The sequence below is a fragment of the Arenibacter nanhaiticus genome (assembly GCF_900141935.1).
Lineage (GTDB): Bacteria > Bacteroidota > Bacteroidia > Flavobacteriales > Flavobacteriaceae > Arenibacter > Arenibacter nanhaiticus.
Genome location: NZ_FQYX01000011.1, coordinates 96,701 through 120,683, shown reverse-complemented (window position 1 = coordinate 120,683; position 23,983 = coordinate 96,701). Strand labels below are relative to the sequence as shown.

The window sequence follows — 23,983 nt, the reverse complement described above, 5'->3', positions numbered from 1 at the left end:
ATTCCCTGCCCATCAGTGATGGTAGCATTGATAGGGAGAGAAAGATTAACGAAAAAATCTTCGTTTGGTTCAACAAAAAAATCACCATTCACTTGGACAGTAACCGTAGTATTAGGACTACCCAATGGAATTGTACCAATGCCCATGGATGATTGATAGTCTCCGTTAGCTAGAGTAGCCGTATTGTCGGCGGTAGCATAGTTGAAGGTAATTTCATTGGTAGCATTCCCGCCACCATCGACGCTTACAGTAAATTCAAAAGCAGTGGTACCAGAATTCCCCTCAACCAAGGTCACGTCACTTATACTAATTGGATCTTGACCATATCCAGAAAATGCCAAGAGCATTAGCACCAATAAAGATGCAAATCTTTTTAAGACCTGAGATATAGTTGGGTTGGCGAAAATAATATTGGGGGATCTTAATTTCATATCTAGTCGTTTCAAGCTAATAAAATTCAAACCACGGCAAGGCCATAATAATCAAGGAAGTAGGGGTCTCAATAATAGCAAAAAATCAATGATTCCTCTAAAAAATCGGGTTAACAAGGGGTTTTAACGCTAAACTGCATAGTTGTATATAAAGCTTCATATACCTCATCTGTATTGCAGCAATTTCTTATATATTCCATTTCTAGGCTTTAGCCAATACCCACTTACCAAGGTTTAATTTTGGAAGTAGAAGCGACTTATCTGATGAGTTGAATCCACCCTTTTTGTGGCCGAGAACCATCTCCAAGATTTAAGACATAGAAATAAGTCCCTTTAGGCAAGTTGCCATCGGGGCCTTTGCCATCCCAGTTATTAGTATAATTCTTTGCTAGAAAAACACTATAGCCATATCTATTAAAAATCTCCAAGGTATTGTTCGGAAAGTCTTCTATACAATTTATGCTCAGCACATCGTTAATTCCATCACTGTTTGGCGATATCTGATTATACATAAATCCACATTCATCATTGGAACGCCTCAACACTTCGACCAATACCGAAGCTTGGTCATTATCGGCATTACTATCCGAAGGAAAAGAATCCGTGATGACCGCTATATTTTCAAAAGTCCCCACTTCCGGCACGCTCACGGTAACTGTCAAGGTTATCACCTCAGCCCCCATAATTTCGGGAATATTCCAAACCCCTGCTCCTACATCATAAATTCCTTTACTGGCGGTATGGGATAGGTATTGAAATCCGATCGACGGTCCGATAAATTCATTTACTACCACATTGGCAAGTGTCCCCTGCCCTAGGTTTCTTAAGGATATGGTAAAAACAATTTCGCTTCCTACGATCGGATTCTCAATATCGACCTGTTTCTCAATAGCAAGATCATATTGGTTTACCAACGAACAATCGACTACGGTCACCGTTAAACTTGTCGACTCTTCCGTGCAAGGGGCCTCTGCCGAACTAGTCGTATAAGTAAATATAAAGTCCCCTTCTGGCATCCCTTCAAAATCTACTATATTACCATCGCCTATAATTAATCTTCCAGCAGATGGATCGGTCGTTAAGGTCCAGTTTCCTGGGTCTGCCTCAGAAAGTTGCTCATCGAGGGCAACCACGGTAGGCCCTGAACTATCTAAAAGATTACAAGCCTCTATATTAGTAGCCGTTCCCGCTGATGGCGGTGCTACTATTGAGGCTAGTACGGGGGATCTTTCCGAGCTACAATCATCGTCGGTAACCTCCACATAAAATGTGGTTGTAACGCTAATGGAGGGCGTTGTAAAACTATTTCCAGTTCCTATGGCTATTCCCCCAACAGCTTGTGAATACCAGCGCAGGGTACCTTCGCTAGCGGCAGCTTCTAAAACAAGGCTTCCCTCGCCACATCTTTGAGCCGGACTCGTACTATTTATTATTGGGGAAGTAAGAAAATCTAAAGTAACCACCAGGGCCGGACTGGCACAATTGGCTTCTGCATCATAGAAAAATCCGTAATAGGAACCCGGAAAATCGGAACTCACCGTAGCATTTTCCAAATGCGAATTGGTGTCGGTAAGATCTAGATCATCGGTACTCCAGGTTAACACTGTCCCTGAGGGGGGAATACTATTGGTAAATTCATTTAGGTTTACGGAGGTAATATTACATAGTGACGGCAGCGTCGAATTCAGGAGTGGCGCACTATCCCCTGCCCTACATGGAATTGCACAATCCGAAACCGTGATTGTTACCAATGAGGTTTCATTGGTACAAGGAGCCATTGCCCCAGAAGTGGTAAAGCTAAACCTATAGTTTCCCATAGGTTGCCCCGAAAAATCGACATTATTCCCATTGCCCATAGTAATATTACCCCCATTGGGCATAGCACTGATGGACCATTCACCCTGATCTGCATCTACCAATTGATTATCTAAATCTATTACAGAAACTCCATTAGCAGGGATATTACAGGCCAAGGCATTCCTAGGCGTTCCTGCCGAGGGCGGGCTATTGACCGTAGCGGTTACTGCAACCCGATTGGAGGAAGGACAGTCATTTTCGGCCGCTTCCACATAATAGGTGGTCGTTGTAGTTATCGCAGGAGTTACAAAGCTGCTTCCATATCCAATACTATTAGTTGCTGTTGGTGTATCAAACCACGATATAGTAGCCGTTGCCGAGCTGGCAGTCGCGCCTAGTGTTACTGATCCGGGGCCACAGCTTTGGCCCGGCACGGTTTCGATGATCACCGGAGTATTATTTATAGTTGCTTCAACGGCTATTCTCGTTGGGGAGGTACAGTTATTTTCGGTCGCATCCACATAATAAGTCGAGCTATTTGTTAAGGTAGGGGTAATAAAATTAATGCCAGTTCCAAGGCTAGGACCGCCATTAGGGTTGGCATACCAATTTATGGTTGCCGAGGAGGAGTTTGATCTTGCCCCAAGGGTAAGACTTCCCATATCGCATCGAAAGGCGGGTGCCGTTTCACTGATCGCTGGGATTGGAGTTATAATAGCCTCTACAGCGGTTCGAATAGAAGAAGTACAACCGTTCTCTGTAGCCTCTACGTAATAAGTAGTGGTCACATTAATTATTGGCGTCACAAAACTGCTTCCAGCACCCAACATATTATCACCACTGCTAGCGTCGTACCATATTAGGGTTGCAGTATCCGAATCGGCAGTTGCTCCCAGGGTAAGTTCTCCTGAACCACACCGCTCGTTGGGGCTAGTAGCGATAATGGTTGGGGTTGTATTTATGGACGCAGTTACGGGAATGCGGTCGGAAGTACATCCATTTTCTACGGCCTCCACATAATACGTAGTGGTCGTTGTTAAAATAGGGGTATCAAAAGTTGTTCCTGTAGCCAAACTACTTCCTCCTATTTCCATATCGAACCATTGCAGCTCGGCTGTTTCGCTACTCGCCGAGGCCTGGATGCGCACCGACCCTGGGTCACAGCGTCCTCCCAGTGTGGTTGTACTGATCGTGGGCACTTCCAATATCTGGGCGACCACTGCGGTCCTGTTCTCGGAAATACAATTGTTTTCTATAGCTTCGACATAAAAGGTAGTAGTGGCGTTTAATTCTGATGTCACAAAGTTGTCTCCGGTTCCTATAAGCGTACCTCCGATATCTGAATTGTACCAATTAAGGGTCGCTGTTACCGAATTAGCGGTAGCCTGGAGACTAAGACTTCCGGGCCCACATCGGCTATCACCGCTAACACTATTAATGCTTGGGATATTGTTTATGGTTGCTACGACTGCCTCTCTTTCCGAGGTACAACCATTTTGGGAGGCTTCTACATAATAAACCGTAGTGTTGGATATTTCTGGAGTTTCAAAGCTTGTACCTGTTCCTAAGAGGGTACCTCCAGTACTTAGGTCGTACCAATTCAAAGTAGCTCCCCCAGGATTGCTCGTTGCCGATAAGTTTACAGTACCTGGACCACATCTTTCACCAGGGCTTGTCGATACAACAGAAGGTGTATTGGCAAAACTCACTCTAATGGTCGTTGCTGCCGTGGCCGCTAGCGGATTATAGCAATCCAAACCGGCTGCCGCCCCATTATAATAGGCATAATAGGTACCTCCAGGACTACTTACTACAGAATTTGAGAGCACATTCACGCCCGCTATCGGACTTGTACTCCATATTAATGTTTCGTTATTAGGTGGGGAGTTGGTGACGTAGGCATCTAGATCTACACTAGGGGTATCGCAGACCACAGCATCGTTGGTACTGAGATTAGGAGGTACCAAACAATCAATTTGGCCATATATCTTTAGACTTGCTAAAAAATATATCACCAAAGCAATTAAAACCTTTACTATAATCCCCTTTAATGGAAAGAAAGCAATATTATGGCCTTTAGAGTTCATAGCTTGAATTTTGAATTTATTGAAATCCAATACCAATTATTGCAAGCAGAAATGAAAAAAGAACTAAATAATATTACTGAAAAAATGTCATTCGCACTAATAAAAAAGCCTAAACCATTATTTATCAGACGAATGACACAGTAAGTTACCTTCTATTTAAGAAAGATCTGCAGACATGGTCTCTGCTGAAGAATGAATTTTTTTAACTAAGCCTTGTAACACCTTCCCTGGTCCTACTTCGGTAAATAGTGTTGCGCCATCCTTTACCATATTTTGAACACTTTGTGTCCATTTTACCGGGGCAGTCAACTGAGCTATTAAATTTGCTTTAATAGCTTCGGCATCTTTTACCCCTATGGTAGGTACATTTTGATAAATCGGACAGCTTGGCGTTTTAAAAGTTGTATTTTCTATGGCTGCTGCCAATTCTTCTCTTGCCGGCTCCATCAATGGAGAGTGAAAAGCCCCTCCTACTGGTAAAACCAATGCTCTACGTGCTCCGGCTTCTTTTAATTTTTCACAAGCTAGGTTAATAGCCTCAATTTCTCCTGAAATCACCAACTGACCAGGGCAATTATAATTAGCAGGAACAACAACTCCTGGTATTTCACTACAAATTTTCGCTACAAGGTCGTCCTCTAGCCCTAAAACAGCGGCCATAGTACTTGGTTGCAACTCGCATGCCTTCTGCATGGCCAGCGCTCTTTTAGAAACCAATTTTAATCCATCCTCAAAATTTAGGGCATTACTAGCTACCAAGGCTGAAAATTCTCCTAAGGAATGTCCCGCTACCATATCTGGTTTAAAGCGATCTCCCAATACCTTACTCATAATTACTGAATGCAAAAATATGGCTGGCTGGGTAACTTTTGTCTGTTTTAAATCTTCTACAGTCCCTTCGAACATCAAGTCTGTTATATGAAACCCTAAAATATCATTTGCCCTTTCGAACAATTGTTGGGCCAAAGGATACTTTTCATAAAGGTCTAACCCCATTCCTACAAACTGAGCTCCTTGACCTGGAAATATATATGCGTTCATTTTTTATATTTTTTGATGCGACAAACTTAATAAATAATACGATAAATTAGATAGCCCATTGTAAAAGCCTTCAAATACTGCGGTGATTTTCAGCATTTATACGTTTAAAAAAATTAATTACTCTTTAAACCAGCTAGAATATTTAACATAGTTATCTGCGATTCTATCGACCTCTCCTGCGCTTAAATCGGTACTGATATCCTTTATTTTTTTTGCTGGCATTCCAGCGAAAACAGTACCCGAGGGCACTCTTGTTCCTTTGGTCACCACCGCTCCTGCCGCGATAATACTATTGCTTTCGATAATACAATCGTCCATTACAATACTTCCCATTCCTATAAGTACGTTATCGTGAATGGTACAACCATGAACTATAGCATTATGGCCTATAGAAACATTGTTTCCGATGGTAGTGGGCGACTTTAAATAGGTACAATGAATAACCGCTCCATCCTGAACGTTCACTTTATTCCCCATTTTTATAAAATGTACATCGCCGCGCAACACTGCATTAAACCATATACTGCATTGGCTTCCCATACTTACCTCGCCTACAATAGTGGCATTTTCGGCTATATAACAATCCTCTCCTATTTGAGGTGTTTTTCCATTGATAGTCTTAATCATTTTTGAAAATTTAATCGTTTATGCCAGCTTATATCTCTTTGTAGTTCCTATTAAAATATTACCAACCCTAACATTACAAAAATACGACAAGAAATACTTCCTATTTAAAAGCCAGCAATCAAAAATACCCTTTGCATTTCCACCAACTTCAAAGTATTGGATTTATTTCTTGGGTTTTAGCTATCGGGCTTTTTATGTTTTAAATATAAAAATAAGAAGGAGAGTTCTTATGGGCACCGTTGATTAGTAGTTGACTGCAGGGCAATTACAATCGTATCTTTTTTTCTCCTGTCCAAAATTATAGCCTAGGGTCAATTGATGGAATCCCCCGTCATCGATCCTCATATCTCCCATTTGGTAGGAATAGTTATAGGACACCATAATTTTTTTATAGTTGGCCCCAATTAAAGGAGTAATTAATTGTAGCCGCTGTTCTCCCATTGTATCGGCGGTTTGGATTTCGGTGCCTTCAAAGCTTCTTCTGTAAGAAATTCCGCCCCACAGGGTTCCAAAATTCATTTCTTTATAGATTTTTGTATTAATATCGATGGTCTTTTCTTGATTAAATTCGGTCAATTGAAATAAGATAGAGGGTTCTATTTGCCATTCACTTTTCCCAAAAACATACCCTACAGACCCCACATACCGCCTTAGGTCGTTAGACTCGGTTGCAGCATAAAGGTCCCTACCCCTCCCTAAAACATTAAGAACGGTGGCATGCGCATAAAGTTCTAAGTAATTATAGGAGATACCAATATCTGTATTAAAATAGCTCTTGCTATTTTTTGTGCCGCTAATAGTCCGATCGGGTTCTATGGAAACAAATTCGGATTCATCCAATGAACTTTGTTGCCCCCCCACTCCTATTCCGAACGACAATTGGTGTAGGACCCTAAAATCGGACCCAAATCGCAAATGGTGTGCATAGCCTAGTTTTAATCCTGTTTGAGAATGGTACCCATTGGCATCATTGAAAACAATAACCCCAAAACCAGTGTTTTTCCCCAATCTAGAATGGGCATTTAATGTTTGTAAATTAGGGGCTTCGTTTACATTAAACCATTGTTGTCTTACGGTTGCCCTAATTTTGGTCCCTTCCCCTATTCCGGCCATGGAAGGATGTAACAGGAAATAGTTATCCGATTGATAATCGAAATAAACAGGCACACCTTCTTGGGCAACAGACATAAAGCCTATAGTAAAGGTGAAAAAAAACATGAAAGTACAGTGTTTCATTTAAAGGTTGGGGAAATTTATGACTACTATCATATATAACTAATAACGAAGGAACAACTACATTATTATATGCGGGTTTAGTTAGAAATCCTTCGTACTTTTGTGAAAAATTATCATATGAAGGAGTTTATAATTTCTGTTGTTCCTACAAACAACCCGGCGATACTAAAATTTGAAACTAACCATTTCATCACAAAGAATAACAATTACGAATTTAAAAATATAGACGATGCCAAAAACTCACCTTTGGCACAACAATTATTTTACCTGCCTTTTATCAAGACCGTTTATATCTCTGGTAATTTTATAGGGCTAGAGCGTTATAATATTGTGGAATGGGATGATGTTAAGGATAGTGTAGCCCAGCAATTGGTAGATTATCTCAATGCTGGGGAACCAGTGGTTATTGAAGCGGAAAGCACCAAAAAAGTTGCAGTCACCGTATATGCCGAAGTAACCCCTAACCCATCGGTGATGAAGTTCGTAGCGAACAAAAAAATTGTCCCTACCACCTTCGAATTTAAAAACATCGATGATGCCAAAGATTCGGAATTGGCAAAACAATTGTTTATGCTACCCTTTGTAAAGGAAGTGTTTTTTGATGAAAACTACGTTTCTATCAATAAATATGACGTCGCGGAATGGGAAGAAATCACTTTTGAATTAAGGGAAAAAATAAGGGATTTCTTGGCTGACGGGAAGGAAGTTGTTTCTGCTGGCAGTATTCAAAAACAAAATACCGAAGCACCAAAAGCAAAATTACAGGATGAGAATTTGGACGATACCTCCAAGCAAATCATAGATATTTTGGAAGAATATGTGAAACCGGCCGTAGCGAGTGACGGAGGAAACATTCTTTTTAAATCTTATGAGGAAGACACTAAAACCGTAAACGTTATTTTACAAGGTGCTTGTAGTGGTTGTCCTTCATCGACCTTTACCCTAAAAAACGGTATTGAAACGATGCTAAAAAATATGATGGGAGATAAGGTAAACGAGGTCGTTTCTATAAATGGCTGATTTTCAACAATTATTATAGTAATTTTCTTTTTTATTTGCTAACTTTAAGAAAATCTAAAACACTACGTTATGGCAGTTCTAAAGGTTATTGAAATATTATCGAATTCTGATAAAAGTTGGGAGGACGCCGCAGCGAAAGCTGTTGCGCACGCCTCTAAATCCGTCAAAAACATTAAATCCGTTTATATGCACGAGCAAAGTGCTACTGTTAAAGATGGAAAAATAGACCAATATAGAGTGAATGTAAAAATCACTTTCGAAGTAAATTAACGGTCCATAACCGTACTCAAAAAAACGCCTTGAAAGGCGTTTTTTTTTGCTTTTTATTAAAGTGACATTTTATAAATACTATTAACATTTGTTTAATAATTTATATTTGTCTTAAAATCATTAATTATTATATTATTGACCGTTAACAAAATAAAACATATATGAGTTTAATTTCAGATTACGAAGAAAACATTAAGCAATTAGAAACTTGGTTATGGGAAAACCTCCCAGGAGCGGTGACCACCTTAGTAACCGCCATCATAATATTTGTATTAGGGTTATGGGTCATTAAATTTATTAACCGAATGGTTAAAAAATTCTTCCAAAAGACCGATTACGACCCTTCTTTGGAGTCCTTTTTGCAAAGCTTTATCAATATTGGTTTAAAGCTAATGTTATTTGTAGTTGTCATTCAACAACTCGGTGTCCAATCTACCTCTCTTGTTGCGGTTATAGGTGCTGCGGGTCTGGCCGTTGGTTTGGCCTTACAGGGCTCTTTGGCCAATTTTGCAGGAGGAGTATTGATTTTAGTTTTTAAGCCTTTTAAGGTGGGGGATTGGATATCCGCACAAGGTGTTGACGGAACTGTTAAGGAGATTACCATATTTACCACCAAGCTGAGTACAGCTGGCAATCAGATTGCCATTATACCAAACGGACAATTGTCTAACAACAATATTATTAATTACAATGCGCAAAGTACCAGAAGGGATAATATTACTGTTGGTATCGGGTACAACTCTAACATTAAACAAGCTAGAGAAATCCTCTTGCAAATATGTGCCGAGAACGAGGACATCCTAAAAGATCCTGCTCCACAAGTATTTGTCGCAGAACTAGGGGATAGTTCTGTAAACCTATCGTTGCGATTTTGGGCAGAAACGCCAGTTTTTTGGGCTGCACATTTCCATGTAATGGAAGAATTAAAACTTAGATTTGACGAGGCAGGTATAGATATCCCGTTCCCACAACGTGTTATTCACCAAGGGTCTTAGGACTTTTTGGTCTGCAAAATAAAATCTTTTAAATAGTAAGGTTCAAAGTAGGCGACATCTTCAAAGTCGTTTGCTTTGAACTTTTTATTTGATAACCTACTCATTTCCGAAGCCGATGGAGAAGCGGCAAGAAAATTAAAATTGGAATGCTTCAATATTTCCTTGCACTTTTCTGCGCCATCTCCGATAAGTAATACCTTTCCTTTAGCGCTATATTCCGAGAAGGATTCTTCATTGATAATTTCGGCTTTGGTAGCTCTAATTTCAGTTCCTTTATGATCGAATACAGCCGAATATACTTCCATTCGCCTTGCATCTAAAAGCGGTATGATGTATTCAATTTCAGTGCGATCTGCTTGGCAAGCCAAGCTTTCTAAGGTAGGCACCGATATTAAAGGCAGGTCCAGGGCATAACAAAGTCCTTTTGCTGCGGACACTCCTATGCGCAAACCGGTATAAGAACCAGGGCCTTTACTAACCGCAATAGCGTCTATATCCTTAAAAGTTAAGGAAGCCTCTACCAAGGCTTCCTCTATAAAAATGTGCAATTGTTCTGCATGTGAATATCCAGGAGTATTATCTTCCTTTAACACTATTAGTTCGCCATCCTTGGCGATACTTACCGAACAATTGGTCGTTGCTGTTTCTAAATTTAAAATGATAGCCATAATTGGCTACAAATATAAGTTAGTTTATTGAAATTGGCAGTCCAAAATAGAACTCCAATACTTTTAGCCTAAAAATATAATCATATTTTGTCCGGATCAATTCTGCGGCGGCATTGTCTACTCTAGATTGTGCCTGGCTAAAATTGAAGGAATTCATTAGGCCGACATTAAAACGTTCCTTGGCATACTTTAAAGCCTCGCTACGCGCTTCTAGGGTTTTCTCTGCAGCCTCATAAGCTTTATAAGTAGCTATGGCATCGTTCCAGGCCTGATTAATGGTATTCTCCAAGTTAAGCTTATCCTGTTGTAATTGAAGTTTCGATCGCTCTAAATTTACCTTGCTTCGCATGACATTATTTCTAGTGGCAAAGCCGTTAAAAACAGGGATTGCGAGTTGCACTCCAAACCCATGTCCGCCATTGTCTCCAAACTGCTCGAAGATATTATTGGGGCCAGAAATAATAGATCTAAAATTGGGCGTTACGACCGACTGCCCTGTTTCTTGGACCACACCTATTTGCCTGTTGGGATTGTCTGGGTCTTGTTCTGCTCCGGAAACGATATCTTGGTATGAGGCTCGGGTATTATAACCATAAAAAGCCGATAGTCTAGGATACAGGCTTCCCTTGCTTATTTTTATATCTGTTTCTGCCAGGGCCACATTGGCTTCAGAAAGTTTAATATCATTTCTAACCGTCAAGGCCTTCTCATAAATTGTTTTAGGAGTATAGTCCAAAATCACGGTAGAGGGAATCATAAAGTCTTCATCGACCACATCGAAGCTTTCATACTCTTGGATCAATAATAATTGGGCCAAAGATATTTTTGCCAATCGAAGGGCATTTTCTGCATTTATCTTTTGTTGTTCTTGGGTGGCTGCCGTGGCTTGAATTTCCAACAAATCGCCTTTGGGAACTACACCGGAACTCACCAATTCTTTGGTTCTTTTTAGGTCCTGTTCTGTCACCGATATTTGAGCTTTGGATATGTTTAGGTATTCCCTATTGAACAAAATCTGCAAATAGGCATTGGCTACGGCCAAGGAAATATCGTCCTTCATATTATCTAATCGGTACTGATTTGCCAGAATGGACAGGTTAGCTCTTCGCAATCGGTTTACGTTTTGCAAGCCGTTATAAATATCGACCCCTACATTAACTCCTGCCGAGGTATATTGGGTCGTAATATTTTCGAATAGCCCTGTAGTGATATTTTGGTTCAATCCAATATTCCACGAATGGGAAGCATTGGCGTTTACGGTCGGTAAAAAGTTTCCTTTGGCATCGGCCTTGGCCAAATCGGCATTTTGCAAATCCAACTCCGATTGCTTTATGGAAATATTATGTTCCAAGGCGTACTCTACACAGTCGCGCAAGGTCCATTTTTTTTCTTGAGCCATCATTATTCCAACACAGAATATGGATAATGTTGCTGTTAATTTTAGCTTCATTTATCTAGGTATTAGTTATCTCTAAGATTAATGTTTTGTTCCTAATTATTTACTTTCTTCTTCCTGATCGTCTCCAATTTTAATCGGTTCGGTCTTGTTCCATACTTTCACCTTGTCAGTTTTTGTCAGTCCCGAAACAATTTCGACATTCACCCCATCGGAAATACCTATTTCAATATCCTTGCGTTCAAACTTTTGATCTCCTATTTCTATTTCAACAAAGGGCTCGTCGGTCTTTTTATCGAATTGCAAAAGGGCTTCGGGAATTACTAATACATCGTTTTTCTTTTCTAGTACCAAGGAGGCGTTAGCACTATACCCAGCACGAATCAAAAAATCGTCCTCTACGGTAACATCCCCTTCGATTTTAAATTGTACCGCTCCGGCTTCTTCTATTCCTTTAGGGGCTATAAAGCGTAAATTTGCATCAAAGGACTTATCCTGAATGGCTCCTAGGCTTATTTTTAGGGGCATCCCAATTGCCAATTTCCCTACTTCACCTTCATCGACTTTCCCTTCAAAAATCATTTTACTCAAATCGGCGATGGTGGCAATAGTAGTACCATCGTTAAAATTATTACTTTGAATAACCTGATCTCCTTCTTTCACGGGGATTTCCAATACTGTCCCTGCTACGGTAGCCCTAATATTGGTATTTGCTGTTGAGGAACCATCTGCCGATCCCAAGCGAATAATCTGATAATCGGACCGGGCATTTTGGAGTTCTTGTTTGGCCTGATCATATCTTAAATTCTGCGTATTAAAGTCTTGGCTCGAGATTACTCCTTTATCGAATAGTTGTTTGTTTCTATCGAACTCAACTTTAGTATTATTCAAGGTAATCTCGGCATTTTTCACCCTTCCCCGGGCCTGATTTAGGGATTGCTCGTTGGGCACCACCTTAATTTTAGCGATCAGGTCCCCGGCATTTACCACAGCTCCTTCTTCCAGATATATTTTTTCAATAATCCCGGAAATCTGAGGTTTGATTTCTACTTCGTCCTCTGGAATTACCTTCCCTGTAGCCACGGTTTTCTTTTCGATACTAGCGGTAAAGGGATTTGTAGTTTCATAGGTAATAGCCGACTTACTATTTGATTTCACAAAAAAGGCCGCAGCCCATAATGCTCCCAGCACCAAGATAGCGATCCCTACATATTTCAAGATTTTGTTCATTTTAGATTGAATTAGTATTTATAATGGTTTAGTTTATTCTTCGCGCAATGCGTCTATTGGTTTTATGCTCACCGCACGTTGTGCGGGTATTAATCCTATCAGGGTGCCCAGCACTACCATAATGACCAACGCCCCTAGGACATAGGGTATAGGCACTGTTGGATTGGTATAAGGGAAGTCTAGGTCCTCGGTCCCTAAATTGATACCGTATAAGGTTATCGCACCTAAAATAATTCCCATAATCCCGGCAATCATGGTTAAAAAGACCGATTCCAGAATAATTTGTGCTTTTACTTCTCTTGGGGTTGCTCCCAAGGCCCTGCGCACGCCCAATTCTTTGGTTCGTTCCTTTACCGAGATGAGCAGAATATTTCCAATGCCGATAACACCTGCTAAGATGGTCGCTATCCCCACTACCAATGACATAAAGGTAAGTCCGTTCGCAAACCCACTAATCCTGGTAAATATCTCGCCTAGATTAAAGGATCCAAAGGCACGTTCGTCCCTAGGGTCTACTCTATGGATACTTTTCAGAATTGCTTTTACATCTTTTTCTACCTGTACCACATCGGCATCATCATAGGCGGCTATTGTAAGCCATCCGACATCGTCCCCGGTATTGTAGAGTTTTCTATAGGTTGTAAATGGAATATAGATATCGCTATCGCTTTCGAAGCCTCCTCCTGGGGTAAATTTATGTACCCCCACCACTTGGAAATAAATATTATCTATTCGAAGAAATGTTCCTATAGGATTTTCTTCTTTCTCATACAGTTCTTTTTGGGTTCGTTCGCCAATGACACAGACTTTTCTAGTAAGTTCAATATCTTTATCATTGATAAACCTGCCGCCATCGTATATCTTTTTGGTCGCAATTTTGGTATACACAGGATAATCGCCGTACACATTATAATTCCCCGATTTGGTTCCTCTTACTATAAGTCCAGGCGATCCTCCAAAGACTCCTTTTACGTTTCTGGGAGCGATGTATTGGATTTCGGGAATTCTATTTTCCAATACGGTAACATCGCTGAGTTTTAATTGCAGCGGCCTACCGGTTTTAAATCCTTCATAAGGCATACTTGTGGTTTGTGCCCAAGTAAACAAACTGTTCATGGCTACATTTTCGAACTGCTCTTCAAAGCCGTTGTCCAATCCTTTTGCCGCACCCGAGAGGGCTATATAGATAAATATCCCCCATAAAACACCGATAATGGTTATGATGGTACGGGTTCTATTTTTTCCTATAGAACCAAAAATCTCTTGCCAGGTATTACTATCAAATATAAATCGCATATTATTCGTCCCTTAATGCTACTATTGGTTTAATATTTGCCGCTCTTTTTGCAGGGATATATCCGGCAATTGCCCCAAAAAGTATTAAAATGAAGGTGGCAAAGATGGCTGTACCCAGATCTATAAAAGGATTGGTAATAAAGAAATCCTCTAATTTTTCACCCATGGAACTCAAGAGCGCGATTCCGGCCAGCATTCCTGTGAAGCCTGAAAAAGTGGTGATAAAAACAGATTCTAACAAGATGGTACTTATGACGGATCTTGGCGTTGCCCCCAATGCTTTCCGTATTCCCAATTCCTTAGTGCGTTCCTTTACCACAAAAACCATGATATTGCTAATCCCTATAATTCCGGCTATAATGGTCCCAAAGGCCACAAAAGCGACAATAATTTGAAGCACTCTGGCAAACTGCTGGTTTTGCTTTAATTGGTCCGCTACATTTCTAATAAAAATCCCACTTTGGTCTTCTGGACTGATATTTTTCTTGTCTCTAATAAACCTATCGAGACTTTTATCGAATGCCATGGCCCCCACATATCCTATTTCTGGTCTAAAGCCCACTATAATCTGATCTATCTTATCGGTATTTTTTTCTATCAATTGTCTGGTAGTATAGGGGATATAGATATACCGCTCTTCATTGTCACCACCTTCATCTTGAAAAACCCCTATGACCATATAGGCGCTTCCTCCAATGTCTATGTATTCACCAATAGGATTCTTAGTACCAAAAAGGTCTTTTTCTACAAGCCTTCCAATGACGGCATATTTGGTCTTGTTCTTTATATCTTCTTGGTTTAAGAAACGACCTTTCATAACGATGGTCTTTTCGGCATATTGATGGGCCGGAGCCACAGCCCTTGTGGTATAGTTATTAGATTCATTGTTGTATTTCACCAATGCCCCCCTAGTTATCCTAGGTGTTGTATACTCTAAAAACATGGTAAAATTCTTTTCTATATCGGCCAGGTCACTGTTATCAAATTCTATTTGCCGATTAGATTTATATCCTTTGTAGGGTTTAGTGGTTTTACCTGGGAAGATAAAAAACACATTGGTAGCATCGTCTCCAAAAAAATCATCGAAGGTATTGATAAGGCCGTTTCCAAAACCGAATAGCACCACGAAAATAAAGATACCCAAGGCCACGGTAAACCCCGAGAGAAAGGTCCTGAGTTTATTCTTTTTAATGGTATCAAAAATTTCTTTCCAATTATCTCTACTGAACATATTGTGACGCTCTTACCTGGGTTATTTTTTTATCTTCAACAATGACCCCATCTTTTAAATGCACCACGCGTTTACACATATTGGCGATATCTGGTTCGTGTGTTACTATAAGAATAGTATTTCCCGAATCATTTATTTTCTGGATTAGATCCATAACTTCATAAGAGGTCTTACTATCCAAGGCTCCTGTGGGCTCATCGGCCAACAACACTTTTGGTTCGGCCGCCATTGCCCTAGCTATTGCCACTCTTTGTTTTTGACCACCAGACAGTTCATTGGGAAGGTGTGTTGCCCACTCCTTAAGCCCAACTTGCTCTAGATACTTCAAGGCTTTTATATTGCGTTCCTTTCTTCCTACTCTTTGATAATACAGTGGTAAAGCCACGTTTTCTAAGGCAGTCTTATAATTGATTAGGTTGAAGGACTGAAATACAAATCCCAAAAATTTATTTCGATATTGGGCAGCTTTGGTTTCGTTTAAATTTATAATGGGCACCTTATCCAAGGAATAAGACCCTTCATCGAGAACATCGAGCATTCCTAAAATATTCAACAAGGTAGATTTTCCCGAGCCCGAGGAACCCATAATGGCCACCAACTCTCCTTCTTCGACCGAAAAGTTTATGCCTTTTAGTACGTGTAAGGAATTTTTCCCCATTTTATAGGACTTATGGAGATCTTTTATTTCAATCATATTATAAGGATTAGCCGTTGAAGATTACAAATAGTTGGTAATAAGACTAATTTACAAAAATGTTGTTACACTTAGGACTCTAAAAATTATGTTAAAATAAAAAAAACTTAATCCTTCACCAAGCGTGTAGGTAAGAAAAGGCCTAACAGCCCTTTCTTTAAGGAGTGAAGTCACATCAAACTCTTGTTTTATCGGTTTTCCTGAAAGGCTTTAAGTTTTTTTTAAAAGAATAGAGCTTCTAGGATGTAGTAGGGAACTAAGGATTAGCTATACAAGATAATAAAACCCAACAATAAAGATTGTTCTTAGTTACGGCTTAGCTTTTTAATTAGTTGGGAGATGGTTTTGAGCGAGGTTTTATTTTGCGTTAGGGATGGCGGCGGCATCCCCGTAGCGCAGCGAGGGATATAGCCAAGAGCCCGACCGACGAAGGAGGGAACGCCCTACTGATTATTAGACAGGCTGTAAAATTATTTCTTATTTGGCAGCCATCGCTATTGACCTTAAAAAAGGCGATTAGGTCTTCATTTTTCGATAGATGAAGAAAAACAGGCCACCAACCAATAAATACGGAATTGCCATTAAATACATTATTCCATTGTTTATTCCCTTAGCGGCATCACCGGCCTCTTCGGTTTCTAGCACGGCCCTACACATGGCGCATTGGGCTTCGGAAAATTGAGGCACCAAAAGAAACAACACCACTAAGACCACTACAACTTTTCTCATAATAGGATACAAATTCTCTTTGGCAGAGACAAATTAATAATTATAATACGGGGCTATCATTATATAGACCACCACCCCAGTAACCGCTACGTACAACCAGATTGGGAAGGTTATTTTTGCCAATTTTCGGTGTGCTTCAAATTGTTTTAAATACCCTTTGGCAAAGGTACGCAGCACCAAAGGAATTATGACAATAGATAGAATAATATGGCTTATTAAAATAACATAGTACACGTATTTTATCCATCCTTCTCCACCGAAAGTGGTAGAATCGGATGTCATATGGTAGGCCACATACATCAGCAAAAATAATAAGGACAGCCCAATACAGGCAGTCATTAATTTTTGATGCAGCGCCAATTTTCCGTTCTTAACGGCTACCACAGCCACCACTAATAATACAGCGGTAAGTCCGTTAACGGTCGCATAAATGGGCGGTAAAAAACTCAAGGGCTCTACATTGGGCAATTTTACCCCAAACAATATCGCTACCACAAGTGGTATTACCACAGAAACAACATTAATCCAAATATTGAATTTTTTTTCTTTTAAGGCGATTGTATCCATATTACTCTTCCAATAGTTTTTTAATATCTTCTTTTAGGATAGACATCTGTTCTGTTTCCCCATGGTCGTTTTCACCTTCTTCTTGTGTTATAGCGCCTCTATAGTACACAATTGGATTTCCGAACTGATCTTTCCGTGAGCGAATATATCCATTTTTATCGACCAAAGCGAATAAACCGGAGTGTTCGAAGCCACCGGCCGCTTCTGGTACCTGTGCTGCAAAAATGCTAAAGCCAGTATTGGCCAACTCATAAATTTCGGTGAGGTCTCCGGTCATTAAATGCCAGTCCATATGGGTGATTCCGTAGTCCTCGGCATAGGTTTTTAAAACCCTTGGGGTATCGTGCTCGGGATTGATGGTAAAAGAAGCCACACCAAAATCCTCAAAATCTTTAAATTGATCTTGTAGCTGCACCAAGTTTTTACTCATGATAGGACATATGGTCGGACAGGTAGTAAAAAAGAAATCGACCACATACACTTTTCCAGCATAATCCTGATTGGTAATCATTATGCTATCTTGATTAATAAAGGCGAAGGGCGGCACTTTACGTTTTTCCCCGTTGATTTCTATAAAGGCCAGTTTTTCATTGGGACCTTCTAGGTTTAGGCGCCCGGTTTGCACCACTTTTCCACTGTTAACCCTTTCTATTATTCTAGGTACAAAGATGATTCCAAAAACCAATAAGATAAAGGATACCCATACGTAGGTATAATTGTTCTTTTTCATTATTTAATCCGTTCTGCGTTATTACTTTTTAAAGCCATCCGATATTCGGCCAAAAGAATCTTTACATCATCGACCATCTTATTGTTCAATTCTGACACCGAAGTACAATCATAGCCAAATTTTAGTCCCTCATCTTCGTCATTATCCCTTCCTCTTAGGTTCTTATTTTTATCTATGATAAAAACCTTTGGCGACCCTAGATCATCTTCCAAGGAAAGGTTGGTTTGCAGGCCCTTGAACAAGTTTCGAATTTCGCTTTCATCGGCAAAAACAAAGTTCCATTTGCTAATATCTTCCAATTGGCCCAATTCTTTTTTCAATTCTTCCACTTTCTCCTCGGCACCTTTTGGAACCATCATGACGAATTGAAAATCATTGAACTTATAAAAGCGCTTGTAAATTTTTTGATTTAAGTTAAAGGCAACCACTTCTCTTTCGTTGTTGACCGACCCTAAAAACCCTAGTATTGTTATTTTATCTTTTAGGACGACTTCAGTAGAAGAGGTGGATATTTCTGGTACGTTTTCTGTCATAAGGGACAGTTTTCCGAACTTGGTTACTCCTGAGGCAAAAAACAAGTAAATTAAGACCGGTAATACAAACAAGGTTATTAATACCAGGGGTTTCTTTATCTGTGCCATATGCATGCTATTACCAAATTAAAAACTATTGAAAAAACTATAAAAACACGCTTCAATAGCCGTTGTACAAAAATAAAAAAGACGGTAGTGATACCGTCTTTTAAAGTTGTTAATTATTCGTTAGAAATTCCATTTTATAAACCCAGAATGGTACACATTATAGATATAATCTGCTTCGAACAACATTATAAATATTAGGTAAGACACCAAGAACACGGGAGTCCATACGATAGCCCTTCTCACAGAGCTTTTTTCGTCTCTTAGGTGCATAAAATCCCAAGCGATATAATACGCCTTTACAATGGTCAAGATTATAAATATCCAGTTTAACAATTTCATTCCCAAGAAATAGTTGTGGGTAAATATTCTTGGTTTAGCGATCCCTAGTCCTACTTCAATTGCAGTAATAAAAGTAAGAAAAGCTAATACTCCCCATATTTTTTGGGTATTGGATTTAAATTTCCAAAGACCTCTAAAGATTTCTAGTTTATGTCCGTGTGCCATTATTATATTTTTTTAAATGTCCGCTCCGCGGAAAAGTGTTGCTTTAATTTTATTATACCAAGTAGAAGAACGTAAATACGAATACCCACACTAAATCTACAAAGTGCCAGTACAATCCGACTTTCTCTACCATTTCGTAATGTCCTCTTTTCTCATAAGTCCCCAATAGGACATTAAAGAATATAATAAGGTTTATCAGTATCCCAGTAACTACGTGAAAACCATGAAAACCTGTAATAAAGAAAAAGAAATCGGCAAACAAACGGCTTCCGTATTCATTACGTATCAGGTTGGCTCCTTCTACTACAAGAACGGCATCGTTCAATTTCTCTATAGTTTCTTCTCTTGTCAATAAGGTTTTGTGTCCTTCGTCATTAATGACCTCCGTACGGATCAGCACGTTATCATTGGCCTTGACCCCTTGAACAACCTCATTGAGTGAGTAGCTTGGTAAGGCTGTTTCGCCATAATACCAAATTCCTTTGTTTCTTTCGTGGTTTACACGTTCGGAAGGAATTGTTTCCGAGAAATCCTTTAAAGCCAAACGCTCACCGGAATTGGCATCGACAAACTGCAGTATTCTACCTCCTTTTGTTTCCAAGGCACCAAAATCTCCTTTTATAAAGGTTTTCCATTCCCAGGCTTGTGACCCGACGAATATAATACCTCCAATAATAGTAAAGAACATGTACCAAGTAACCTTGTTTCTTTGTAATTTATGCCCTGCATCCACGGCCAACACCATCGTCACAGAAGACATAATTAAGATAAAAGTCATAAAAGCCACATAATACATAGGATAATTCCCATGAAAGAATGGCACGTGTGTAAATACTTCATCGGCTATTGGCCAAGTATCTGCAAACTTAAATCTTGAAAAACCATACGCAGCAAGAAAGCCCGAAAATGTTAAAGCATCCGAAACAATAAAAAACCACATCATTAATTTTCCATAACTAACACCTAGTGGTTGGTTTCCCCCTCCCCAAACGTTTTCCTCTGTACCCGTAGTAACCGTAGAATCCATATTAAAATAATCGCGTTAATAAAATTTTCACAAATTTACATTTTTTTCGGCTAAACAAAATTTTTGCCTTTTAAAAAAGGCAAAAAAAATACATTCTAAATAAGCCTTCACTAAAAAGGAATCAAAGATTCCTTTTTTTCCGTTAATTAGTTAACGAAATACATAAAAAGAATTAAATATACCCAAAGTATATCTAAAAAATGCCAAAAAGTAGCCCCCATTTCTAAACCAAGGGTTTCTTCTGCGGAATATTTATTTTTATAAGTATTCCGCAGCACCACCAATAAACTGATCATCCCGGCTACCACATGCACAATATGCACGGCTGCTATTAAGAACACATAGGACATTTTTATACTACTAGTAGGCCCCGTAAAATAATACCCCTCATTTATCAACTGAGAAAAGCCGTTAAACTGTAAGGCTATAAAGGCTATTCCCAATCCTAAAGTAACTAACAGCCAGGTAGTGGTTTTTTTAACGTCACCTTTTTTTATGGTATTTTTAGCAAGAACATAAGTAATACTACTTATAATAATAACTATAGTACTGGCAAAAAACGAAGCAGGAAGTGCCACATCACTGGCCCAATCTTCTCTGGCGCTACTTACGATGTATGCACTTGTCCATCCGGCAAAGCCCATCAGCAAGCTAACGATCCCAAACCAAAGCATCATTTTCTGTGCTCTATCTCTTTTTTCTTTAGAGGTTCCTTGAGTTAAGTCCATTGTATTTAAATAAATTTATCGATTACAAAAACCACCTGCATTAAGGTGATATAGCTGACACTTGCCAACATTAGTTTTTTAGCGGAGACATTATCTCTGTTTTCGTACAACCGGAACGCAAAGAATAACATAAACAATCCCATAATAAATATCACCGTTGCGCCGACCACTGACAACTGCAATCTCCCTGTAAAGCCGAAGGCCGGAACAATAGAGATGATGACCATCCAAATGGTATACATAATTATCTGCAGGGCAGTACCTTTATCTTTTTTTCCAGTTGGCAACATTTTAAATCCGCCTTTTTTATAATCGTCATCCAACATCCAAGCCAAGGCCCAAAAGTGTGGAAACTGCCAAAAGAACTGAATCATAAACAGCGCACCTGGTTCTACCCCGAATTCGTTGGTCGCAGCCACCCACCCCAACATAAAAGGAATGGCTCCTGGAAAAGCCCCTACGAATACGGCCAAAGGCGTCTTTGTTTTTAAGGGCGTATACACGCTCGTATATAAGAAAATTGAAATGGCCCCAAACATAGCAGTTTTGGGGTTTAAAAAATATAAGGAAACCAACCCAAGTACGGTTAACAATACAGCTATGAACATAGCGGTATTTACCGACATTCTACCGGAGGGGATAGGTCTATTTTTGGTACGATCCATTAGAACATCGAGATCTTTCTCGATGATTTGGTTATAGGCATTAGAAGCCCCAACCATACAATATCCTCCAAAAGCTAATAACAAAAGGGAGAAATAATTGATTTCAACGGCTCCAAGTAAGTAGCCTGTTATAGACGAAAAAACCACACTAACCGCCAGTCTCGCCTTCGTAATCTCCTTAAAATCAGCAAACACAAGTGCCAATCTGGAACTATTCGCTGAACTAACCGCCGTTTTCATGCACATTTTTTAATAAGACCGCAAAGATACATCGGATTCGAATTTTTTGCAACCAAATACCAATCTTTAATTACCCCCGCATCAATTGGACAAAAAAATGCGTTAGACATCCTATAAAATATAAGAACTTGGGTAAAACAAAAAATCCTGGGCTTTCGCTCAGGATTTTTTGTTTTATAATTAGGAGTACTTATTGCAACTTAAAAGTAATTGGAATACTGAATGGAACTCGCACAGCTCTTCCTCTTTGCTTTCCTGGCGTCATTTTGGGCAATTTACCAATAATCCTTGCTGCTTCAGCCTCCAAGTTTTTATCCGGTCCTCGCATTCTAATGTTTCCGATACTTCCATCTTTCTGGATCACGAACATCACGCTCACCCTACCTTGAACACCCATTTCCTGAGCAATTTCTGGATAACGGAAGTTTTTAGCAATATGTTTTTGGATCATACTGTTAAAACATGCTCTTTTGTCCTTTTCGTTTTCACATCCAGGAAAAACAGGTACATCTTCAATAACAGCAAAAGGGATATCTAGATCCTCCTCTACCTCTTCTACCACTACATCTGCGACCTCAATAACTTTTTCCTCACTTGATTCTGTAGATTCTATTACCGTTTCCTCTACCTCTACCTCATCTTCTACTACCTCGATAATCTCTGGTGCAGCTGGTGGCGGTGGTGGCGGTGGTGTTTTTATTTGTTCCGTCATGGGCACTTCTTCATCCAAAACGTCTTCTACATTCATGGTATAGTTAAAATCATTCTGCTCATCATAGGTCTTCCATTCAAAGGCTACGTACGTCAATAACATCACCAAGAATAGACCGATAACAAAATATAGTCCACTATTTTTGGTCAAGTCTGCTTTTGGATTCTTTTTAAGTTCCATAATTATTAATTTAAAGGTTCGCTAATTTATATATTTATTTTATGTGTTTAAAATTTTTCAGAAAAAAATGATGTAAAAATTTTACCTTCTCCTGTATTGTTCTATCGATCACAGCCTTTTTACCCCTCCTTAATTTTCCTTATTTAAGGTCAAAGTACACTTATAATCAACTTAACACTGCCTTTAGCTTCCGTAAACAGCATTTCATTAACAGTTCAAATTTATCTTAAATAAATCTTAATTGGGGTCTAAAGTACCTAAAAAAAGTACTAATCATTCCACTTAAAAGCGGTTTTTCCCGAAAAAATTACATTTATCAAAAACAGTCCTAACAATACGCCTACACTATTGGCCACTGCATCCATAAAATCGGCCTCTCTAGTTTGTGTGAGCGCTCCTTGCAATACCTCAATAACTATACCATAAACAACTGCAAACAAGCCCATTACCGTCATTCCTGTTTTTTTAGAGATTTTTCCCTGTGAAATTTCTCTGATAAAGAGGCATCCCAAAACAACTACTCCGAAATAAAAAGCCGCGTGCACTAATTTATCAACATTAGGAATATCGACCCTTGGCAAGCTCGATTCACTAAACGAAAATAAGCTGAGCAGTGTAATAAACACCGTCCAGCTTATAAACGTTAACGTAAAAAAGTATTTCTTAAGCACCAACCAATTCTTTGTAGTCTGCATCGCTAAGCAACCCATCTACCTCTGAGGTATCGCTGATCTTTATTTTTATAATCCAACCATCTCCATAAGGATCTGTATTGACTTTTTCTGGCTCATCCTCTAAGGCTTCGTTAAAGGCTACAATTTCTCCACTCAAGGGAAGAAAGAGATCCGAAACAGTTTTTACCGCTTCTACAGTCCCAAAAACCTCATCCTTATCTAAGGTTTCATCCAAGGTCTCTACCTCTACATAAACGATATCGCCAAGTTCGCCCTGCGCGAAATCTGTAATCCCGATGGTTGCGGTATCACCGTCAATCTTAACCCATTCGTGGTCTTTGGTGTATTTTAAATCAGAAGGTATATTCATTATATCTATTTATTAAAAGAAACAAATGTATAAGATTATCACTAGCTAATCAAAAAAAAACGAGAGCAATTGCAGCAATCTTATAATTTGATATTAAAAGAAGACTAGCAAGGACCTCCTTTCCCAAACCTACGAAGCCATTCAAATAGGTTCCTACCACGTAAAAGAAACAGCAAACTGTTTCTTTTACTAAAAAA

General features: G+C 39.4%; 25 protein-coding genes. 3 read left to right on the top strand and 22 right to left on the bottom strand.

Annotated elements, in window-relative coordinates:
* From BUA16_RS08930 to BUA16_RS08905, 5 genes are all read right to left on the bottom strand, one after another.
* Positions 1–431 (bottom strand): Calx-beta domain-containing protein (locus BUA16_RS08930; protein WP_143150479.1); only part of this gene is annotated, 431 nt, incomplete at its 3' end.
* Positions 432–688: 257 nt separating this feature from the next.
* Positions 689–4,315: an Ig-like domain-containing protein gene (locus tag BUA16_RS08925; RefSeq protein ID WP_072764404.1), complete on the bottom strand. Its 3,627-nt coding sequence runs from the start codon at positions 4,313–4,315 to the stop codon at positions 689–691.
* A 156-nt stretch (positions 4,316–4,471) separates the two neighbouring features.
* Complete coding sequence (gene fabD, locus BUA16_RS08920; RefSeq protein WP_072764403.1) at positions 4,472–5,356, bottom strand: ACP S-malonyltransferase; 885 nt, start codon at positions 5,354–5,356, stop codon at positions 4,472–4,474.
* Between the two features lie 117 nt (positions 5,357–5,473).
* Positions 5,474–5,983: a gamma carbonic anhydrase family protein gene (locus BUA16_RS08915; RefSeq protein ID WP_072764402.1), complete on the bottom strand. Its 510-nt coding sequence runs from the start codon at positions 5,981–5,983 to the stop codon at positions 5,474–5,476.
* A 243-nt stretch (positions 5,984–6,226) separates the two neighbouring features.
* Positions 6,227–7,219, bottom strand: coding sequence for a PorP/SprF family type IX secretion system membrane protein (locus tag BUA16_RS08905; protein ID WP_072764400.1), 993 nt, complete (start codon positions 7,217–7,219; stop codon positions 6,227–6,229).
* A gap of 117 nt (positions 7,220–7,336) precedes the next feature.
* Here BUA16_RS08905 and BUA16_RS08900 point away from each other — a divergent pair, with 117 nt between their 5' ends.
* The 3 genes from BUA16_RS08900 to BUA16_RS08890 all read left to right on the top strand — a co-directional run bounded on the left by BUA16_RS08900 (position 7,337) and on the right by BUA16_RS08890 (position 9,504).
* Positions 7,337–8,239, top strand: a complete 903-nt coding sequence (locus BUA16_RS08900) for a NifU family protein (RefSeq protein WP_072764399.1) — start codon at positions 7,337–7,339, stop codon at positions 8,237–8,239.
* 69 nt (positions 8,240–8,308) lie between these two features.
* Positions 8,309–8,509 carry a dodecin family protein gene (locus BUA16_RS08895; RefSeq protein WP_072764398.1) on the top strand — a complete coding sequence of 67 codons (201 nt, stop codon included), beginning with the start codon at positions 8,309–8,311 and terminating at the stop codon, positions 8,507–8,509.
* A 161-nt stretch (positions 8,510–8,670) separates the two neighbouring features.
* The gene (locus BUA16_RS08890; protein WP_072764397.1) at positions 8,671–9,504 is read left to right on the top strand and encodes a mechanosensitive ion channel family protein; all 834 of its coding nucleotides are present in this window, start codon (positions 8,671–8,673) and stop codon (positions 9,502–9,504) included.
* Here BUA16_RS08890 and tsaB read toward each other — a convergent pair.
* The 17 genes from tsaB to gcvH form a co-directional block, all read right to left on the bottom strand.
* Positions 9,501–10,172, bottom strand: coding sequence for a tRNA (adenosine(37)-N6)-threonylcarbamoyltransferase complex dimerization subunit type 1 TsaB (tsaB, locus tag BUA16_RS08885; RefSeq protein ID WP_072764396.1), 672 nt, complete (start codon positions 10,170–10,172; stop codon positions 9,501–9,503). The two genes, BUA16_RS08890 and tsaB, sit on opposite strands and share 4 nt — an antisense overlap.
* 19 nt (positions 10,173–10,191) lie before the next feature.
* The gene (locus tag BUA16_RS08880) at positions 10,192–11,622 is read right to left on the bottom strand and encodes a TolC family protein (RefSeq protein WP_072764395.1); all 1,431 of its coding nucleotides are present in this window, start codon (positions 11,620–11,622) and stop codon (positions 10,192–10,194) included.
* A 45-nt stretch (positions 11,623–11,667) separates the two neighbouring features.
* Positions 11,668–12,798, bottom strand: coding sequence for an efflux RND transporter periplasmic adaptor subunit (locus BUA16_RS08875; RefSeq protein WP_072764394.1), 1,131 nt, complete (start codon positions 12,796–12,798; stop codon positions 11,668–11,670).
* Positions 12,799–12,831: 33 nt separating this feature from the next.
* Positions 12,832–14,094: an ABC transporter permease gene (locus BUA16_RS08870; protein WP_072764393.1), complete on the bottom strand. Its 1,263-nt coding sequence runs from the start codon at positions 14,092–14,094 to the stop codon at positions 12,832–12,834.
* Between the two features lies 1 nt (position 14,095).
* Positions 14,096–15,325 carry an ABC transporter permease gene (locus BUA16_RS08865; RefSeq protein WP_072764392.1) on the bottom strand — a complete coding sequence of 410 codons (1,230 nt, stop codon included), beginning with the start codon at positions 15,323–15,325 and terminating at the stop codon, positions 14,096–14,098.
* Complete coding sequence (locus BUA16_RS08860; RefSeq protein WP_072764391.1) at positions 15,315–16,019, bottom strand: ABC transporter ATP-binding protein; 705 nt, start codon at positions 16,017–16,019, stop codon at positions 15,315–15,317. Before BUA16_RS08860 ends, BUA16_RS08865 begins: the two co-directional genes overlap by 11 nt.
* A 516-nt stretch (positions 16,020–16,535) precedes the next feature.
* Positions 16,536–16,748 (bottom strand): hypothetical protein, encoded by a 213-nt coding sequence (locus tag BUA16_RS08855; protein WP_072764390.1) that lies wholly within the window; start codon positions 16,746–16,748, stop codon positions 16,536–16,538.
* Between the two features lie 33 nt (positions 16,749–16,781).
* Entirely contained in the window at positions 16,782–17,315 is a 534-nt protein-coding gene (locus tag BUA16_RS08850) for a DUF420 domain-containing protein (protein ID WP_072764389.1), read from the bottom strand.
* 1 nt (position 17,316) lies between these two features.
* A complete protein-coding gene (locus BUA16_RS08845) occupies positions 17,317–18,045 on the bottom strand; it encodes an SCO family protein (RefSeq protein ID WP_072764388.1) in 729 nt (242 codons plus the stop codon).
* Complete coding sequence (locus BUA16_RS08840; RefSeq protein WP_317045392.1) at positions 18,045–18,686, bottom strand: hypothetical protein; 642 nt, start codon at positions 18,684–18,686, stop codon at positions 18,045–18,047. The genes BUA16_RS08845 and BUA16_RS08840 overlap by 1 nt, the downstream gene beginning before the upstream one ends.
* Positions 18,687–18,806: 120 nt before the next feature.
* Entirely contained in the window at positions 18,807–19,190 is a 384-nt protein-coding gene (locus BUA16_RS08835; protein ID WP_072764387.1) for a cytochrome C oxidase subunit IV family protein, read from the bottom strand.
* Positions 19,191–19,242: 52 nt separating this feature from the next.
* Positions 19,243–20,217: a cytochrome c oxidase subunit 3 gene (locus BUA16_RS08830; protein WP_072764386.1), complete on the bottom strand. Its 975-nt coding sequence runs from the start codon at positions 20,215–20,217 to the stop codon at positions 19,243–19,245.
* Positions 20,218–20,363: 146 nt separating this feature from the next.
* Complete coding sequence (locus BUA16_RS08825; RefSeq protein ID WP_072764385.1) at positions 20,364–20,945, bottom strand: cytochrome c oxidase subunit 3; 582 nt, start codon at positions 20,943–20,945, stop codon at positions 20,364–20,366.
* A gap of 5 nt (positions 20,946–20,950) precedes the next feature.
* Positions 20,951–21,850: a heme o synthase gene (gene cyoE, locus BUA16_RS08820; protein WP_072764384.1), complete on the bottom strand. Its 900-nt coding sequence runs from the start codon at positions 21,848–21,850 to the stop codon at positions 20,951–20,953.
* Between the two features lie 190 nt (positions 21,851–22,040).
* Positions 22,041–22,742 (bottom strand): energy transducer TonB, encoded by a 702-nt coding sequence (locus BUA16_RS08815; protein WP_072764383.1) that lies wholly within the window; start codon positions 22,740–22,742, stop codon positions 22,041–22,043.
* A 269-nt stretch (positions 22,743–23,011) separates the two neighbouring features.
* Positions 23,012–23,437: a VanZ family protein gene (locus tag BUA16_RS08810; RefSeq protein ID WP_178338864.1), complete on the bottom strand. Its 426-nt coding sequence runs from the start codon at positions 23,435–23,437 to the stop codon at positions 23,012–23,014.
* Positions 23,406–23,786, bottom strand: a complete 381-nt coding sequence (gene gcvH, locus BUA16_RS08805; RefSeq protein WP_072764382.1) for a glycine cleavage system protein GcvH — start codon at positions 23,784–23,786, stop codon at positions 23,406–23,408. Before gcvH ends, BUA16_RS08810 begins: the two co-directional genes overlap by 32 nt.
* Positions 23,787–23,983 lie beyond the last annotated feature (197 nt).

Excerpts from the sequence above, each read along its gene's own strand:
- BUA16_RS08855 (WP_072764390.1), bottom strand. The coding sequence starts at position 16,748 with ATGAGAAAAGTTGTAGTGGTCTTAGTGGTGTTGTTTCTTTTGGTGCCT.
- BUA16_RS08860 (WP_072764391.1), bottom strand. The coding sequence starts at position 16,019 with ATGATTGAAATAAAAGATCTCCATAAGTCCTATAAAATGGGGAAAAAT.
- BUA16_RS08900 (WP_072764399.1), top strand. The coding sequence starts at position 7,337 with ATGAAGGAGTTTATAATTTCTGTTGTTCCTACAAACAACCCGGCGATA.
- BUA16_RS08865 (WP_072764392.1), bottom strand. The coding sequence starts at position 15,325 with ATGTTCAGTAGAGATAATTGGAAAGAAATTTTTGATACCATTAAAAAG.
- BUA16_RS08810 (WP_178338864.1), bottom strand. The coding sequence starts at position 23,437 with ATGCAGACTACAAAGAATTGGTTGGTGCTTAAGAAATACTTTTTTACG.
- BUA16_RS08925 (WP_072764404.1), bottom strand. The coding sequence starts at position 4,315 with ATGAACTCTAAAGGCCATAATATTGCTTTCTTTCCATTAAAGGGGATT.
- BUA16_RS08905 (WP_072764400.1), bottom strand. The coding sequence starts at position 7,219 with ATGAAACACTGTACTTTCATGTTTTTTTTCACCTTTACTATAGGCTTT.
- cyoE (WP_072764384.1), bottom strand. The coding sequence starts at position 21,850 with ATGAAAACGGCGGTTAGTTCAGCGAATAGTTCCAGATTGGCACTTGTG.
- BUA16_RS08840 (WP_317045392.1), bottom strand. The coding sequence starts at position 18,686 with ATGGCACAGATAAAGAAACCCCTGGTATTAATAACCTTGTTTGTATTA.
- BUA16_RS08850 (WP_072764389.1), bottom strand. The coding sequence starts at position 17,315 with ATGGATACAATCGCCTTAAAAGAAAAAAAATTCAATATTTGGATTAAT.
- tsaB (WP_072764396.1), bottom strand. The coding sequence starts at position 10,172 with ATGGCTATCATTTTAAATTTAGAAACAGCAACGACCAATTGTTCGGTA.
- BUA16_RS08835 (WP_072764387.1), bottom strand. The coding sequence starts at position 19,190 with ATGGCACACGGACATAAACTAGAAATCTTTAGAGGTCTTTGGAAATTT.
- BUA16_RS08830 (WP_072764386.1), bottom strand. The coding sequence starts at position 20,217 with ATGGATTCTACGGTTACTACGGGTACAGAGGAAAACGTTTGGGGAGGG.
- gcvH (WP_072764382.1), bottom strand. The coding sequence starts at position 23,786 with ATGAATATACCTTCTGATTTAAAATACACCAAAGACCACGAATGGGTT.
- BUA16_RS08845 (WP_072764388.1), bottom strand. The coding sequence starts at position 18,045 with ATGAAAAAGAACAATTATACCTACGTATGGGTATCCTTTATCTTATTG.
- BUA16_RS08880 (WP_072764395.1), bottom strand. The coding sequence starts at position 11,622 with ATGAAGCTAAAATTAACAGCAACATTATCCATATTCTGTGTTGGAATA.
- BUA16_RS08870 (WP_072764393.1), bottom strand. The coding sequence starts at position 14,094 with ATGCGATTTATATTTGATAGTAATACCTGGCAAGAGATTTTTGGTTCT.
- BUA16_RS08815 (WP_072764383.1), bottom strand. The coding sequence starts at position 22,742 with ATGGAACTTAAAAAGAATCCAAAAGCAGACTTGACCAAAAATAGTGGA.
- BUA16_RS08890 (WP_072764397.1), top strand. The coding sequence starts at position 8,671 with ATGAGTTTAATTTCAGATTACGAAGAAAACATTAAGCAATTAGAAACT.
- BUA16_RS08825 (WP_072764385.1), bottom strand. The coding sequence starts at position 20,945 with ATGGACTTAACTCAAGGAACCTCTAAAGAAAAAAGAGATAGAGCACAG.
- BUA16_RS08915 (WP_072764402.1), bottom strand. The coding sequence starts at position 5,983 with ATGATTAAGACTATCAATGGAAAAACACCTCAAATAGGAGAGGATTGT.
- BUA16_RS08875 (WP_072764394.1), bottom strand. The coding sequence starts at position 12,798 with ATGAACAAAATCTTGAAATATGTAGGGATCGCTATCTTGGTGCTGGGA.
- BUA16_RS08895 (WP_072764398.1), top strand. The coding sequence starts at position 8,309 with ATGGCAGTTCTAAAGGTTATTGAAATATTATCGAATTCTGATAAAAGT.
- fabD (WP_072764403.1), bottom strand. The coding sequence starts at position 5,356 with ATGAACGCATATATATTTCCAGGTCAAGGAGCTCAGTTTGTAGGAATG.